19 protein-coding genes and 2 pseudogenes are annotated in these 14,503 nt (G+C 63.9%); 9 read left to right on the top strand and 12 right to left on the bottom strand.

Annotated features, from left to right (window positions below; genetic code table 11):
• Window positions 1–33 precede the first annotated feature (33 nt).
• The 3 genes from JYA52_RS04610 to JYA52_RS04600 form a co-directional block, all read right to left on the bottom strand.
• Window positions 34–1,083, bottom strand: coding sequence for an FUSC family protein (locus tag JYA52_RS04610; RefSeq protein ID WP_372433737.1), 1,050 nt, complete (start codon window positions 1,081–1,083; stop codon window positions 34–36).
• Window positions 1,084–1,276: 193 nt separating this feature from the next.
• Entirely contained in the window at window positions 1,277–2,338 is a 1,062-nt protein-coding gene (locus JYA52_RS04605) for a glutathione S-transferase family protein (protein WP_205652026.1), read from the bottom strand.
• 9 nt (window positions 2,339–2,347) lie between these two features.
• Entirely contained in the window at window positions 2,348–3,112 is a 765-nt protein-coding gene (locus tag JYA52_RS04600) for a M50 family metallopeptidase (protein WP_205652025.1), read from the bottom strand.
• A 111-nt stretch (window positions 3,113–3,223) separates the two neighbouring features.
• On the opposite strand from JYA52_RS04600, the gene JYA52_RS04595 reads away from it, so the two are divergent.
• Both JYA52_RS04595 and JYA52_RS04590 read left to right on the top strand, forming a co-directional pair.
• On the top strand, window positions 3,224–3,688 hold the full coding sequence (locus tag JYA52_RS04595) for a GatB/YqeY domain-containing protein (protein WP_205652024.1): 465 nt from the start codon (window positions 3,224–3,226) through the stop codon (window positions 3,686–3,688).
• Between the two features lie 79 nt (window positions 3,689–3,767).
• Entirely contained in the window at window positions 3,768–3,968 is a 201-nt protein-coding gene (locus JYA52_RS04590) for a hypothetical protein (RefSeq protein ID WP_205652023.1), read from the top strand.
• Window positions 3,969–4,015: 47 nt separating this feature from the next.
• Here JYA52_RS04590 and JYA52_RS04585 read toward each other — a convergent pair whose 3' ends face one another.
• On the bottom strand, window positions 4,016–4,609 hold the full coding sequence (locus JYA52_RS04585) for a hypothetical protein (protein WP_205652022.1): 594 nt from the start codon (window positions 4,607–4,609) through the stop codon (window positions 4,016–4,018).
• Between the two features lie 229 nt (window positions 4,610–4,838).
• On the opposite strand from JYA52_RS04585, the gene JYA52_RS04580 reads away from it, so the two are divergent.
• Window positions 4,839–6,305 carry an APC family permease gene (locus tag JYA52_RS04580; protein ID WP_205652021.1) on the top strand — a complete coding sequence of 489 codons (1,467 nt, stop codon included), beginning with the start codon at window positions 4,839–4,841 and terminating at the stop codon, window positions 6,303–6,305.
• A 14-nt stretch (window positions 6,306–6,319) separates the two neighbouring features.
• On the opposite strand, the gene JYA52_RS04575 is transcribed toward JYA52_RS04580, so the two are convergent.
• The 6 genes and pseudogenes from JYA52_RS04575 to JYA52_RS22385 form a co-directional block, all read right to left on the bottom strand.
• Window positions 6,320–6,616, bottom strand: coding sequence for a hypothetical protein (locus tag JYA52_RS04575; protein ID WP_205652020.1), 297 nt, complete (start codon window positions 6,614–6,616; stop codon window positions 6,320–6,322).
• Window positions 6,617–6,740: 124 nt separating this feature from the next.
• Window positions 6,741–6,971, bottom strand: a pseudogene (locus JYA52_RS23065) (DUF6226 family protein); the annotation flags it as partial.
• 24 nt (window positions 6,972–6,995) lie between these two features.
• Window positions 6,996–7,207: pseudogene (locus JYA52_RS23060) on the bottom strand (DUF6226 family protein); the annotation flags it as partial.
• A gap of 19 nt (window positions 7,208–7,226) precedes the next feature.
• The gene (locus tag JYA52_RS04570; RefSeq protein WP_205652019.1) at window positions 7,227–7,619 is read right to left on the bottom strand and encodes a nuclear transport factor 2 family protein; all 393 of its coding nucleotides are present in this window, start codon (window positions 7,617–7,619) and stop codon (window positions 7,227–7,229) included.
• A gap of 121 nt (window positions 7,620–7,740) precedes the next feature.
• The gene (locus JYA52_RS04565; protein ID WP_205652018.1) at window positions 7,741–7,929 is read right to left on the bottom strand and encodes a hypothetical protein; all 189 of its coding nucleotides are present in this window, start codon (window positions 7,927–7,929) and stop codon (window positions 7,741–7,743) included.
• Complete coding sequence (locus tag JYA52_RS22385) at window positions 7,926–8,612, bottom strand: hypothetical protein (RefSeq protein ID WP_240459955.1); 687 nt, start codon at window positions 8,610–8,612, stop codon at window positions 7,926–7,928. The genes JYA52_RS04565 and JYA52_RS22385 overlap by 4 nt, the downstream gene beginning before the upstream one ends.
• 166 nt (window positions 8,613–8,778) lie before the next feature.
• Between JYA52_RS22385 and JYA52_RS04555 the strand changes: the two genes are divergently transcribed.
• Both JYA52_RS04555 and JYA52_RS04550 read left to right on the top strand, forming a co-directional pair.
• Window positions 8,779–9,732 (top strand): DUF6973 domain-containing protein, encoded by a 954-nt coding sequence (locus JYA52_RS04555; protein ID WP_205652017.1) that lies wholly within the window; start codon window positions 8,779–8,781, stop codon window positions 9,730–9,732.
• A 98-nt stretch (window positions 9,733–9,830) separates the two neighbouring features.
• A complete protein-coding gene (locus JYA52_RS04550; RefSeq protein WP_205652016.1) occupies window positions 9,831–10,181 on the top strand; it encodes a hypothetical protein in 351 nt (116 codons plus the stop codon).
• Between the two features lie 23 nt (window positions 10,182–10,204).
• Here the strand turns inward: JYA52_RS04550 and JYA52_RS04545 are convergent, their stop codons facing one another.
• Window positions 10,205–10,594, bottom strand: coding sequence for a hypothetical protein (locus tag JYA52_RS04545; protein ID WP_307869313.1), 390 nt, complete (start codon window positions 10,592–10,594; stop codon window positions 10,205–10,207).
• Window positions 10,595–10,795: 201 nt separating this feature from the next.
• Between JYA52_RS04545 and JYA52_RS04540 the strand changes: the two genes are divergently transcribed.
• Window positions 10,796–11,485 carry an HNH endonuclease family protein gene (locus JYA52_RS04540; RefSeq protein ID WP_205652015.1) on the top strand — a complete coding sequence of 230 codons (690 nt, stop codon included), beginning with the start codon at window positions 10,796–10,798 and terminating at the stop codon, window positions 11,483–11,485.
• Between the two features lie 48 nt (window positions 11,486–11,533).
• Here the strand turns inward: JYA52_RS04540 and comJ are convergent, their stop codons facing one another.
• On the bottom strand, window positions 11,534–11,956 hold the full coding sequence (gene comJ / locus JYA52_RS04535) for a competence protein ComJ (protein ID WP_205652014.1): 423 nt from the start codon (window positions 11,954–11,956) through the stop codon (window positions 11,534–11,536).
• 467 nt (window positions 11,957–12,423) lie between these two features.
• On the opposite strand from comJ, the gene JYA52_RS04530 reads away from it, so the two are divergent.
• The 3 genes from JYA52_RS04530 (at window position 12,424) to JYA52_RS04520 (ending at window position 14,229) form a co-directional block, all read left to right on the top strand.
• A complete protein-coding gene (locus JYA52_RS04530; protein WP_205652079.1) occupies window positions 12,424–13,005 on the top strand; it encodes a dihydrofolate reductase family protein in 582 nt (193 codons plus the stop codon).
• A gap of 151 nt (window positions 13,006–13,156) precedes the next feature.
• Window positions 13,157–13,525 carry a hypothetical protein gene (locus tag JYA52_RS04525; RefSeq protein WP_205652013.1) on the top strand — a complete coding sequence of 123 codons (369 nt, stop codon included), beginning with the start codon at window positions 13,157–13,159 and terminating at the stop codon, window positions 13,523–13,525.
• Window positions 13,526–13,551: 26 nt separating this feature from the next.
• The gene (locus JYA52_RS04520; protein ID WP_205652012.1) at window positions 13,552–14,229 is read left to right on the top strand and encodes a DUF3841 domain-containing protein; all 678 of its coding nucleotides are present in this window, start codon (window positions 13,552–13,554) and stop codon (window positions 14,227–14,229) included.
• Window positions 14,230–14,503 lie beyond the last annotated feature (274 nt).

Raw genomic sequence — 14,503 nt, 5'->3', positions numbered from 1 at the left:
CGGCCCGCCGTCCCCCGCAAAGGCGCAGGTACCCTAGCGGCTGTCCGTTTCAGCCACGCGCAGGATCCTGTGCAGGCTGAGCAGGATGGATTCGGCGGCGCTGGGGGCATCGGCGTCGGCGCCTGAGGAAACGATCCGGGCCCTCAGGGAGTCAACCGCACCTCGTGCCGCCGCCGTCAGCTCGGCCTGCCGGTCAGGGTCCTCCTCGTCGGCGGAGAGCACCTCTCCGACGGCGGCGAGCGCCTTGGCGAGCGGCTCACTGTACGGAAGCGGGATGGTGAACGGCATGTCCTTGTTCCAGATGACCTCCGCGAGCACTTCGGTCATGTCCTGGATGTGGAACGTGACGCGTTCAAGGTCGCGGACGTTGCGGTAGTCCAAGTCCACGTCGCGGGGGTGGAAGCGGCGGCGGGGGTTGGCTTCCCGGCTTGCGTCGGCCTTCTGGACGGCGTCGCGAACGGACCTGGCCGACCGTGCCAGCTCGTCCGAGCGCAGGGACCAGTCCTCATGCTCAGGCGGCCACTTTTCGTGGACCGCCGCTCCCATGTCTGTCAGCTGGCGGGCCAGGGCAAGGCGCAGCTCGGTCAGGCTGAGCGCCGCCGCATTGAAATGCAGGGGCGGGAAAACGAGCAGGTTCACGATGACGCCGATGGCAACGCCGACACCCATCTGGAGCAGGTAGCCGAACGAGAAATCGTCCGGATTGTTGCCGCCCACCAGCAGGACAAGCAGCGCTGCCGTGGGAATCCAGTCCCGGCCTGCTCCGAGGCGGGGGAGTCCGGCCAGCAGCACGCCAAGGGCCATGACGATGCCGACTGACAGCGGGGTGGCGCCGAAACTGAGCAGGAGGAATGAGAGCCCGATTCCTGCGGCCAGGCCGACGAGTGTCTGGAAGCCCTGGCGCATCGAACCGGCCACATTCTCATACATGGCCACCAAGGCGCCAAGCGGCGCATAGTACGGGTACTGGGCCGCGGCCCCCGGCATGTACGGGGCGATGAGGAAGGCGAGGCCGGCAGCCAGGCCGGCCTTGGCCGCCAACTGCAGCCGGGGCGCAGCAAGAACACGCCTTGCGCCCGTCACTGTCGCCCGTCCCAGCCGTCGCGTCCAATGAGCGCTGGCTGAGGTCTCGTTCTTCAGGGTGCTCACCGGGCCAACACTAGGGTGGCCGCCCCGCTGCGACAAATGGATAAACGGGCGCAGCATCCTCGTCGCACCTCGCTGCCCGCTCCAGGGTGCGGCCGGGGCGCGTGTGTAAGAGCCGGACTAAAAGCGGTCAGCCTGCTCCGTGCCCGGGGGACACTTGTTCCCCTGCACGGACGGGTCCAGGGGGAGTGCCTTCGCCGAAAGGGCTTCCGTTCAGCGATTCGCGGCCGTGCGGCGTGAGCCAGCCTGACAGCTCGGGTCCCGCAGGGACGATGCCCGTGGGGTTGATGTCCTCGTGAACGATGTAGTAGTGCTGCTTGATCTGCACGAAGTCGATGGTGTCCCCGAACCCCGGAGTCTGGAACAGGTCCCGGGCGTACGCCCACAGATGAGGCATCTCACTGAGCTTGTTCCGGTTGCACTTGAAGTGCCCGTGATACACAGCGTCGAACCTCACCAAAGTTGTGAAGAGGCGGACGTCGGCTTCGGTAATGGAGCCGCCCACCAGATACCGCTGGTCCGCAAGCCGGTCCTCCAGCCAGTCCAGGGCCGCCCACAGGCGGGCGTAGGCGGCGTCGTACGCTTCCTGGGACCCGGCGAATCCGCACCGGTACACGCCGTTGTTGACTTCGGTGAACACGCGCTTGTTGACGCGGTCGATCTCGCCGCGAAGGTGTTCCGGGTACAGCTGCGGCGCGCCGGGGCGGTGGAACGCGGTCCACTCGGTGGAGAAGTCCAGCGTTATCTGGGGGAAGTTGTTGGTCACTACGGCCCCGCTGGCGATGTCGACAAGAGCGGGGACGGTAATGCCGCGCGGGTAGTCCGGGAACCGCCGGAAGTACGCTTCCTGCAGGCGTTTGATGCCGAGGACCGGGTCCTTCCCGCCGGGGTCAAGGTCGAAAGTCCAGGAGCGGGCATCGTGGGTGGGGCCCGGCTGGCCCAGCGAGATGGCGTCCTCCAGTCCCAGCAGGCGGCGGACGATCACCGTCCGGTTGGCCCACGGGCAGGCGCGGGCAGCCACCAGCCGGTAGCGGCCCCGTTCCACGGGCCAGCCCGGCTCACCGTTTAGCCCTGCTTCACCGTTCTTGGTGATCCGGTCCTCGATGTAGTTTGTGTCCCGGTTGAAATCTCCGCCGGTGACGTAGGAACCCCTGGTGCTGTGTTCCTTGACGGTGCTGGACTGCTGGTTCATGGACCCAGACTATGTGCCGGCTGCCAGGACACGCGACATGGGCTGCCAGGCAACGAGCCACGATGCGGCCACGACGAGGGAGAAGAGAGCTATCCACACCGCCGAAGGAACGGCCGTGGCCCGGTACAGGATGTAGGCGTCCGATGTCCTCAACTGATCCCGGCGGCGGAGGTGCACGTTGGCGAGCTTGGCCAGGTCCCGGACCGAGGCTACGAGCAGAGCCAATCCCAGGATGATGGCCACGTGCCCGGTAAAGACTGCGGGCACGCCGATGATGAGTGCTCCCGTGCCTGCCACTGCCGCGAGCAGGATCAGCACACCGGCCGCATTGCGGATGAAGATCAGGGATGCCAGCAGAACCAGGAGGCCGGCCGACATGGCGGCGGGGCCCCAGCCGTTGAACCCGGACCAAACCAGCCCGGCTCCAGTCATGCCCGGGACGGGGTAGCCCCAGAACCCTGACCACACGGCGGCGAAACGCCCGCGCGTATAGGAGGTGGTGGTGCCGGAATGGTTGAGCCGCAGTTTGATGCCGCCCAGCCGCTGGCCGCTGGTAAGAGCCGCGAAAGCGTGTCCCAGCTCGTGCGTCACCGTCGCGAACAAGCCGAAGTACCGCCACGTGGCGCCAGGGACGGAGAGCACGACGGCGACGAGGACTACGGCGAGCAGTTCAGTAACGGTCACCGTGGGAACCTCGGACCGTGCAAAGCCGGCGGCAACCCGGTCCCACCATTGTTCGGGCAGGGTCGGAACTGCTGCAGCAAAATTAACCATAGGATTCAAGGCTACCGCCGGAGGCCGGGCGGAAATGTTCACCGGGGCCTTTAGGGTGCACGATGGAGTTAACAGTGCCCCTACATCACCGCAATGCTGAAAAAGGAAGTCATGACCATGTTGAAGGAACGCCTGCACGCCGATGTTGTCGCGCACATGAAGGACGGCAACAAGGTGGCGCTCACCACTGTGCGCAATGTTTTGGGCGAGATTGAAACCCGTGAAAAGTCCGGCAAGACGCCTGTGGAACTGGATGACGCCCAGATCACGGCACTGCTGCAAAAGGAGGCGGCGAAGCGCCACGACACCGCCAGGATCTACACGGAAGCGGGGGAGAAGGACCACGCTGCGGCGGAAATTGCTGAAGCCGATGTCATCGAGGCCTACCTGCCGAGGCCACTCACGGCCGCAGAGGTGGAGGCCATCGTGGATGAGGCGATTGAGGAACTCAAGTCCGGCGGTGCGGAGCTGTCGATGAGGCAGATGGGCGCCGTGATGAAGCCCGTAACGGCCAAGGTCGCCGGGCGGTTCGACGGCAAGGCCGTCAGCGACATCGTCCGCTCGCGGCTGGCTTAACGCCGCGCAACGGCTGAGGCTCGACGCGGCCGCCGAATGGGAGGACGATTTAAGCACACCCACAGTAAGGAGGTCGGTGATGTGCTATTCATCGTGCGAGGGGTGGCGGAACTACAGGAAAGATCGCGCCCGGGAATCCAATGAAACCCGCCCGGAGACGAGGCCCGATGAGGCCCCGGAGCCCCAGGTGCAGGCAGAGGAATCCAGGATGTGGGCCTACCTCGCCCAGTGGGAGAAGGACGCAGCTGAAAAGCCTGACCGGATCAGCGAAAACGTCTAGGCACTGAAAGTGAAAGGCCCCGCATCGCGGGGCCTTTCGGCGTGGAGCTATTCGAGGATTCTCTTCTTGGCGAAGGCCATGTACTCCCCGGCTGCCTCATCGAAACCGAAATCCTGCCAGTACGCCTTCAGCGTGGACGTGGCCTGTTCGTACTCCGGAGTGCCTTCGGCGGGGGAGTCTTCACTGGTTGCCGGTACGGCGTGGACGACGACGAGGTCCACGGAACGGCCGACTGTTTCAAGGATGGCGTGCAGGATGGTGTAGCCCATGCGGTCGCCGCGGTACTCAGGCAGGATCTCGAGGGCGGAGACAATCATCAGGTCGCCTCTGTCCTGAAGATACTCAGTGACAAGGTCCGGGCGTTCTGTAGTCAGCATTTGAGCGATGTGTGCCATCTCAGCGTCCGCGCTATCCGTGGTAATGAAGAGATTGATCATTCCGGCTTTTGGAACAACCCGGACGACGGCGTGGCCCACCTGGACCATCTCTCCCTCCGCACCACCCGCGCCGTTTAAGCCAGCGGCATTGACGGTGACCTCCCAGCGCATTGGATAGTCCCGGGGAACGTGCTCCATTCCTGGAACGCCGCGATACTGGAGCCTGTACTCAAAGGTCAGCAATTCCGGATCGATCACGGTCATGGCACCGTCCTTGGGCTGGCAGCAGCGTCGCTTACACGGGCAGTCTATGCGGCGAACGGGTCTTCAGGAACCTGCGCCGGCGCGTGTTACCGCGACGGGCACTGTGTGGGCTGCCTTCGGGGCGGCTGTTGCCAAAGTGACCTGGGAGGTCCACAGTGAAGTAAGTCACATCCAGGCCGGGAGGCCGGCCGGGGCTCCGTGAGGAGCTGCACCTGCTGTGGAGGTCACTATGAGCACGACTTCTGACGAACTGTACGACGTCACCCCCGAGGGCGACCAACACGCACTCAAGCGGGTTCTGGGACCCAAGCTCCTGCTCCTGTTCATTGTGGGCGACATCCTCGGCGCAGGCGTCTACGCGGTCACCGGAACCATGGCCGGCCAAGTCGGCGGCATCGTCTGGCTGCCGTTCCTGCTCGCCTTCGTCGTCGCGACTCTGACCGCCTTTTCCTATCTGGAGCTGGTCACCCAGTACCCGCAGGCAGCCGGTGCTGCGCTCTACACGCACAAGGCCTTCGGGATCCACTTCGTAACGTTCCTCGTCGCATTCGCCGTGGTCTGCTCCGGCATCACCAGCGCCTCCACATCCGCGAACGTACTGGCTCAGAACTTCTTCGGGGGCCTGGAGATCAACGGCTGGATGGGCATGCCCGGACGGGAGGTAGTCACCGTCGTTGCCCTGGGTTTCATGCTGCTGCTCGCGGCGATCAACCTGCGCGGCGTGGGGGAGAGCGTGAAGTTCAACGTCGTCCTCACCCTGGTCGAGATGATCGCCTTGTTCATCGTGATCGGCGTCGGCTTCTTCGTGATGGCGCAGGGGACGGGGAACGCAGGAGAAGTATTCGTCTTCAACGATTACCAGGACAAGGGCTTGTTCCTGGCGGTCACCGCGGCCACCTCCATCGCCTTCTTTGCGATGGTCGGCTTCGAGGATTCGGTAAACATGGTCGAGGAGACCAAGAACCCGGAGCACATCTTCCCGCGCACCATGCTGACTGGCCTCGGCATCGCGGTGCTCCTTTACATGCTGGTGGCCGTCTCCGTGGTCAGCGTGCTCACGCCCACCGAGCTTGAGAACATCAGGGAGGCCGAAGGTGCCGCGCTCCTCGAGGTGGTGCACAAGGGCTCACCGGACTTCCCGATCGACAGGATCTTCCCCTTCCTCGCGGTCTTCGCAGTGGCCAACACCGCGCTGATCAACATGCTGATGGCGAGCCGCCTGATCTACGGCATGGCGCGGCAGGACGTCCTGCCCCGGCCGCTGGGGAAAGTGCTGCCGGGACGCCGTACCCCCTGGGCCGGCATCGCGTTCTCCACGCTTCTTGCACTGGGGCTGATCTGGTATGTCAGCAGCGATCCGGAAAGCAATATCGTCGCCAACCTTTCCGGGACAACCGCGTTCCTGTTGTTGTGCGTGTTCACCGTAGTGAATGTGGCCTGCCTCGTACTCCGCCGCAAGAGGGACCCGAACCGCAAGGTCTTCTTCACCTCGCCGGGGCAACTGCCGTTGGTGGCGGCGCTGCTGTGTGCTTTTCTCGCCGGCCCGTGGGTGGGCCGGAACCCCATCCAGTACCAGGTTGCCGGCGGGCTGATGGCGATCGGCGTCGTCCTGTGGTTTGTCACCTGGCTGATCACCAGGAAGACCAACGCCGGGCCGGGCGAACCGGCCGATACACACCGGAGCGGCCACCCCTGACGGGTCACTCCGGCCTAGGAGCGTGAGCGGGCAGGCTCTGAGGCGCGGTCGATCTTCACATCGAAGTCCAGGAGTGAGTCGTGGCCGGCGAGCCGGTGCGTCAGGTACGTCCGCAGCTCGGCGTTCGTGGCTGTGTGCGCGCCGGGCAAGGCTTCGCCAGTGAGCAGCGCGTAGGAGTCGCTGATGTGGAACACCGACAGGAAGCAGTCCTCAAGCTGATCCGTCCGAAGATTCAGGACGGTGTCGCGGAAACTGCCCTGCGCGCCCTTCCTGGGCATAGTCGTCACCGAAAATGTCACTGTCTTTGCCATGGAGCTGATGATCCTCTGAATGCCTCGGGTGCGGGGGTCGCTTCCCCGGCCATTCGATAGGCTAACTTCTGTTGCGGGGCGAAGATAACCCTTACCGATCAGTAAGTTGAAGAAGTCGTCCAGGTTAAGGCTGCCCGGAAGGCCAAGGAGCCCAGCCGTCAGGAACTTCCTTAAGCCGGGCCCTTCCGCTGCGCAGCCGGTCTGCGGGGACAGGTCCGGGGTCGCCCTCCCCGCTTTCAGATGCGGAACCGTCGGGTGCCACCAGCGCGTAGCCGAGCCACCGCCGTCGCCCGCCCACCGGGTAACGTTCGCTGTATCCGCCGTCGGCCACCCCCAGGACCAGCAGTTCCAGCCGGGCCGCTGCAGTTCGATCAGGGCGCGTGCGACGTCGTGCAGGCCCTCGAAGCGTTCAGGATGGCTCACTACGCTGTAGGAATCGGGGGCTGGGCCGTCCTCACCCCATCGCTGTCCGTACGGGATGGCTATTCCGTCAGAGGAGTAATACTTCGTCGCAGGCAGCGGCGGCCGGGCGTAGCCGGGTTCCCCTGAATCACGCGGCGCCGGACCGGTCCAGTCCCCGTCTTTCCCCATGATCAGCCGCCGGCCAGGCTCAGGACCAGAAATCCGCCGCCTTGGCAGTGTCCTCCAGGAACTCGTGCACCTCCGCGACTTTTCCCTCCGAGAGCTTGAACACCAGCGCGGCCCGTTGATCCAACGATGTGCCGTTGCGCTCCGCGTGGTTGCGCTGGACCGCAAACGTATGGTTCTCCCCTCCGACGACGTCGTCGACGGTCACCTTGATCGTCCCATTGGATCGCGCGAACAGTTCGCCGAAGTAGGCCAAGATGGCGTCTCGGCCTTGCTTGACTCCGGACAACCCACCGCTGCCCCCTACATTCCAGACGGCATCCTCCGTGAACAGTGTCCGGAGGGTGTCCATATCGGCCGCGCTGAACGCTTCATAGCCGCGCCGTATCAGCGCGGCATCTTCCTGTGCTCCCATTTTGGGGGACCTCTCCGTCGTCGTTGTCGGGTTCCAGCGAGGAAAGGTTAAGCCCGGCCGGCCGGGTTGTCGATGGGCACTTGCTTGGGAGCTGAAAGTACACCCGCCAACGCAGGAGGAACTAAATGGGTTCCTGGGCCAGGGCCTTGGTTTTGGCCGGGGTCTCACGTCCGAGGCGCTCGTCAAGGGTTACGCGCAGCCTTGCGGCAGCCACTTGTACGCGGTGCTCGGCGGCCGTCTTCTTGGCGGTCTCGGACGGGACGCGCCGGGGGGCATGGACGTTCTTGTGCTCCGATGTGTTCGCGCTCATTGCCCACCCTCCTTCGTTTTGTCTTCGTCCGTCGTTTTATTGTCGCCGAAGTTGTCATCGGAGTCCACGATGCCCGGCGCGGCTGGGCCCGCCTGCGGGTCCTTCAGCTGCGTCCTACGGATGAGCCAATCCGTGAAGTGCCCGACCTGATTCGTGGCCGAGTTTACGAATTGCTGGGCCGACACCCACGCGTAGGCATCAACTCGCTCACTTTGTGACGCAACTGGGACGGCCTGCTCCTCAGGATGCCCGTTGTCGCCGTCGTCGCCGTTTTCGTCGGGAGGGGATACCGACTTCCATGCGATGTCGAACAGCTCGAGCTCCTCCTTGCGCGCCAAGTCACTGTGGGCCAGCACCTCCAGCGTTGCAAGTCCCAAAGCCTTGGTGCCCTCGTCCTCGTCCAGTGCACGGTCCAGCGCCCATTGAGTCCGTCGCCACCACTCCGCCCGGCTGTCCGCAGCGGTCTTCTGCGCCAGGGCGTTGGCGTCCGCATCGCGCCTCTGTTCCAATGCGGTCTTATCCGCGGCGGTCCGCTGCTTCAGGGTCCGCCAGTTGATGTAGAAGGCCAGCAGGGCCGCGACCAGAACGGCCAGGGGTCCCAGGCCGGTAAGGATCACCCACCAGTCGGCCGGCCCGGAGTGGACGACGACGTCAACGGGGCCAGGCGATGGGGTCGGATTCACTGGACCAGCTTAGGCCGCCGCCGGGCTCCTTCCCGGCGTTACCGTGCCTGCGGGGCATGATGTACGCCGTGTTCCCTCCTTCACCGGGACACATGGGGTGTTGTCCCCATTGCATCGGGTCCCGGCTCTAAAGCACGATGGTTGGGAACATCTCTAGGGGGGAAGAATGGCTTTGTATGGCGCTGACGTCCAACAACTCAAGGAGCTCTCGAAGCTCCTGGCCTCGGGGTCGGCACGGCTCTCGGGAAAGGCCCGGGAAATGGACTCGCTCCTCGGCCAAAGCCAGTACTGGCAGGGCCAGGACGCCAAGAAGTTTACGGCGGAGTGGCAAGGCCAACTCCGCCCGCTGATGATGAAGGCTTCCCGGGACATTGAAGAGGCCGCCAAGAAGGCCCTCCAGAACGCTGATGAGCAGTCGTCAGCCTCGAACGGCGGGATGGCACCTACTGCTGCCGCGGGAGTAGGAATACAGACCGCCGGCGCCAGGGGTACCGGCCAGGGGCAGCCGGACGGGCCAACGCCGGAAGAAATTCTGAAGCAGTACCAGGTGAGCGACGCCGAAACCACCGAATGGCCCTCTGACTGGGACCCGCTGCGATTGATCGTCGATCAACGGACGGTCACTGAGAAGGAAGCGGAACTGCTCAACGGGCTGGGACCACTGGAGATGGATGCCTTCAAGGACATCCATGACGACGCATTCGAGCAAGCCGACGCCCGCTTCGAAAGCGCCGACCGGAATGACGACCAGAACGATGCGTTCCGGCACGCATACTGGAACGCCCTCATGGTCAAGGAGTACGGTGCCGAGTGGGCAGAGGACTATGCCACCGCGCATGAACAGCTGCCGGGAAACCCCGGGCCCCGCGAGGCCATGGACCTGTACAACAACGAGGTGGGCAGGAACATCGCGGTAGCCAATCCCGATGCGAGCGCTGAGGAACTGGCTGACCTGATCGAGAAGGCGGTTAAGGACGGAGACACCGTGGTGGTGGGCCAGGACTTGCTCCCGCACCCCTCCAACGAGGTTCCCGCGGAGAAGACGGGGGACGCCGGTAATGCTCCGCCGGTCAACGGGCAGGATTCGGAGTTCAACGACGAGTCCAGGACCACATCATGATCACGTTGCAGCGGCCGACCCTCCGGTTGCGCTTGCTGACCATGCTTTGCCTTGTCCTTGCCTGTGCCCTGGCAGGATGTTCAATTGGAGGAAACACCATGCCCGAAGCAAACGAGACATTGGACGGCCGCGTCCTGGATGCCGCCACAAAGGGTGCGGAGCTCCGGCTCGCCGATGCCACCGATTTCGACTGGGACCAGGCGGGATTCGTCACCGAGGGTACGCCGGCATCCGACATCGAGGCAGCCTTCGGCGACCCCGTCAGCAGGGAGAAGCGGTACACGGCGTCACCTGCGCTGTTCATCTTCCTTAAGGACGGCAAGGTGACGAAGGCGGTCCGCATCACGCCCGACGCGTTCTTTGGCACGCAGTCACTGAAAAAGTACGGACGTGACGTCGTGCTCGCGCCTGCCGCAGGCAGCAAGGGCTTCCTGAACTGGCGCGAATGAGGCACTCAGATCGACCTTAGCTTTTATTCGTCTACCGGTTGGTGCCAACGGAGGATGCCTCCCAGGAGCCCTGCGACCGCCGCCGGCAGCGCGAAGACAGCGGCCAGATGGGGAGCGAGGTTCGGGTACGTCACCAGGGCGACGCCGCCAATCATGACGGCGGGAGCCGCGACACAGGCGGCAACCCACCGGGGGTACCGCTGCACCCATGCCTGGACAGCCGCCGCGACTGAGAAAGCCGAGCCGGCAAGGAGGAACTGATTGCCGACCCGCAGGTCCTCCACGAACTCGGGTATGGGCGTGTATCCAAAGAATATCCTCCGCCACAGCCCCATGAGCATGAACGCCATTGAGGCCATGACCAGGGCCGCCCAGAAGCCGGTCCAGGCCCAGTACCGGAATCTCAAAGACACAGGGCCTCCCTCGTTATTTGGGAACGGCTGTCCCCTGACCGCCGCTCCGCTCCGTCAGCCTTAGCAACAGTGATCACCCTACTGAGCCCTGTCGTTCCGGACCGCGGATTTTCTGAAAGTGTTAGGCACCATAAGTGTGCCTCCTTCGGTCCGCAGTTAACGCGGGTAGCGTGGGCGGAAACGCCGTGCACATGAAGGAACATGAAGATTAACCGCTCCGCCGCCACCAAGTCCCTGACCGTCCTTACCAGCCTGCTTCTGGCCGGTTCCCTCGCTGGCTGCGATGCTGCAGCCCAAGCCGGAACCACGATCCCGTCTTCAAATCCCGCCGAAGCTGCTGCCGCCCTCGCACAGCTGGAGACCATACCGGTGAAGGGCCGGGCACCCAAGACCGGCTACACCCGCGAAGAGTTTGGCCCCGCCTGGGCCGACGTCGACCGCAACGGCTGCGACACGCGCAACGACATCCTGGCAAGGGACCTGGAAGGCGAGACCTTCAAACCAGGCACGCAGAACTGCGTCGTTGCCACCGGGACCCTGGCCGATAAGTACACCGGCAAGACGATCAGGTTCGTCCGCGGCAACAAGACGAGCGCCGCGGTTCAGATTGACCATGTCATTGCTCTCAGCGACGCGTGGCAGAAGGGTGCCCAGCGGCTCAGCGCCGACAAGCGCAGGCAGCTTGCCAACGACCCGCTGAACCTGATGGCCGCCGACGGCCCGACCAACGGCGCCAAGGGCGATAAAGACGCCGCCACCTGGCTTCCGCCGAATAAGGCGTTCCGCTGCGAGTATGTGGCCCGCCAGACGGCGGTGAAGGCCAAGTACAAGCTGTGGGTGACGCAGGCCGAGCACGCTGCGATCGCGGGCATCCTGACCACCTGCATGTAAGTGCACAGCAGTGCTTGGCTTGGCAGTACCGGGCGGTGGCGCCGGACATTACCTTTCGATCAGTTCCAGGGTGACGATGTAGCTGTCGTCGCCCTCGATTTCATCGGGGTCTACGGAGTCCAGATTCAGATAGTCGACGGTTACCCGGTAGTCTCCGGGCGTCACCTTAATCGACCCGCCGCTCCGTCCGCCGTCCGTTACCCCTGATACTTCAAGCACACCGCTGGGAATGGACAGGATTCCGTGCTGGGCTCTGTCCGCTTTAATGCCCGGCAGGTCGCCGTCTGCAACGTGCACTATGACGGGAGCGTGGAACCTGCGCTTCGTGCCTACGGCAATGTACCCCTCGCCCTGCATGAACATGTCTTCGATGGCCTGATCGGTCCAATCGTCGTTTCCCCATTCGGCGTGTGAGTCGAAGACTACGAACTGGTTATAGTCCGTAAAGACATTGAATCTAAATTCCGTCATTGCTCCTACTCCTCGTTTTTGGTGAAGACGCCTCCGGGGTTCAGTCCCTTCAGGTGGGGACCAATGTATCGCCCAAGGATCGGGTGGGCTGGATGTGCATGTACGGAACTGAGGCGTTTTCGGACTCCTTGAATACAGCCATACCGGATTGACCAGAGGTTAGCGCCTGGCCACCCTCGACGGTGGATCGCCGCATGTTGTTCTTGGTTCATTCGCCGGCGCACCTTTCTCCGTCACCGGACAAACCTGAACATTCCGGCATGTCTCGGGTCAGCTGCCGTCGTTTGCGGCAGCCGGTGTCAGCAGCACTCATCTGGCACCCGGTACGTCGAAGTCCGGCGGAGGTTCCTACGCGAACATCCCGGCCACGCGCTGGGCAGCTGGCCGCTGCCGGCCGATTGAGTTCTTACAAGAGCGACAACTCACGACTTGCTAATATGGGCGCACCCCAAAGCAAAGGAGACCCCGTGGGCAAGGTGGTCATGTACAGCTCGGTGTCGGTGGACGGCTTCATCGCGGATGAGAACGACCAGCCCGGACCCCTGTTCGACTGGCTGTCCAGCGGTGACGTCCCGTTGGACGAGAGCGGCCAGTTGAAGGTGTCGCAGACGTCCTACGACTACACCCGGCCGTACTGGGACCAGATCGGGGCGACAATCGCCGGCCGCCACGTCTTCGACATGACGGACGGCTGGGACGGGAAGCCTCCGAGCGGGATCGACCACGTGGTCGTCGTGACGCACCGGCCGACGCCCGAGGGCTGGGACCCCGAGGCGCCATTTCACTTCGTCGACGGCGTCGAGGCAGCCGTGGCCAAGGCGCAGGAGCTCGCGGGTGACCGCATCGTCGAGGTCGCCGCTGGCGACGTCGGTGGCCAGGTGCTTGCCGCGGGCCTGGTCGACGAGGTGCGCATGGACGTCGTCCCCGTCGTGTTCGGGTCCGGCAAGCGCTACTTCGGGTCGGTCCACGCACAGCACCTGTTGGAGGATCCCGACGTGGTGATTCAGGGCAACCGGGTGCTTCACCTGCGCTATCAGGTGCGCCGTTGACCGATCTGGACGGGTACGCGAAGAAACTGTGAAGAGCCCGGAAAGGTCCTGTACGTAACTTCCTTCATGGCTGTACTGTGTGCGGCAGCCCTGCAGGTCAGGTTGAGCGTGCCCACCAGGAATGGAGCAGGCCATGTAGTTCTTCCGGTTCATGTCGGCACTGCCGCAGCCGCTGAAAGGGGCGCTTTGGGCGTATCTGGTGGTGTTCGTTATAGCGTTCGTCAGCGTCGGCCTGATGGCTTTCGCACCCCGGGGGATGGTGATTGGTCTGATGCCCTGGATGACAGGAGTAATGGGCGCCGTAGGTATCGGAGTTGGCCTGATCCTCTTGACCGACATGCGCGGTGCTGCGAAGGCGTACGCCAAGATGTTGAAAGACTACAAGCCCATGGGCGTTGACTACTCCCGGTCGATCTTCACCAGGCCGCTCTTTATCCGGATCTTCGGCGCGGCTTTCATGCTGGTGGGAGTGTGGTTCCTGGTGTTCTCGGTGCTCTTCCCGACCACTCTCGCGACCTGATTCCGCCGTGCGCCATGATGTTCTTTGTGCCGCCACTCTTTTCTGTCCGGAATGCCGCTCCTGCCGACGCCCTCCCAGCGGGCCGGATTGGTTACGACCCGTCTGCGGACCGGCTGCTCCTGCACACGATCCAGACGGAGGAAGCAGTCGAGGAACTTCTGTCGACCGGACAGCTCCGCCCAAACGCTTCCCTGACCGACCCGCGGTTCGCGGACGCTTACAAGTGGATGCAGGCTCAGATGGCAACGCGGTTGACCACCTCGGGTGAAGGGGCTCTTTGGTTTTGGGCCCGCATCCGCCGTCGGGATCTGGTGGACTGCTGCCGGGCGGCCCGCGGGGAGGTTCTGCTGACCTGCAGGCTTCCACGGGAACGGGTGCTTCTCTCACATTTTGGCGACTGGCATGCGGTCCTGAACGAGAACCCGCACGTTCCTGACCTGCCCGGGGAAAGCGAGAATGAGTACGACGTCCGGTTTGACGCAATCTTCGACGCCTTCGAGGACAGGAAGAAGGCGGCCGGTGTGGGCGGCGCGAGCGCTCGGGACTGGCCCCAGGACCTGCGGACGGAGATCGAACAGACCTGGGAGCACATATTTCAGCCCCTGGCCTTTGGCCGCTCAAGCGCTCTGCAGGCTACAGCGCATGTCCTGTACGCGGACGATGTCGTAGAAGCTGTACGGCTGGAACGCCGGGGCCCCAGTTAGGGCCCTTCATCAGACCTCGCCGACCTCAGGCTTGAATCCCGCGAACTGGAGATCAGGAACGCGTTGGAAACCGTGGGCCGGCAGGGTGGCCGGTAGCGACAGCCCGGACGCCACACACACGCAGCGCAGAACATGCCCCGTTACCTTTTTCGTAGCCCCAGTCCTGTTGCAGGATAAGGGTGTGTTGGCAGGTCGGTCCCGGCATGGTTTCTGCCCCCAGTCGTTCATGATCCGGGGGGTGTTGTCACCGGGACCGGCTTGGCGGCAGTTGATC

Origin of the sequence: Arthrobacter pascens, assembly GCF_017052465.1 — a bacterium.
Taxonomy (GTDB): Bacteria; Actinomycetota; Actinomycetes; order Actinomycetales; family Micrococcaceae; genus Arthrobacter; species Arthrobacter pascens.
The sequence above is the reverse complement of the archived record's forward strand: the minus strand, read 5'-3'. Positions and strand labels throughout refer to the sequence as shown.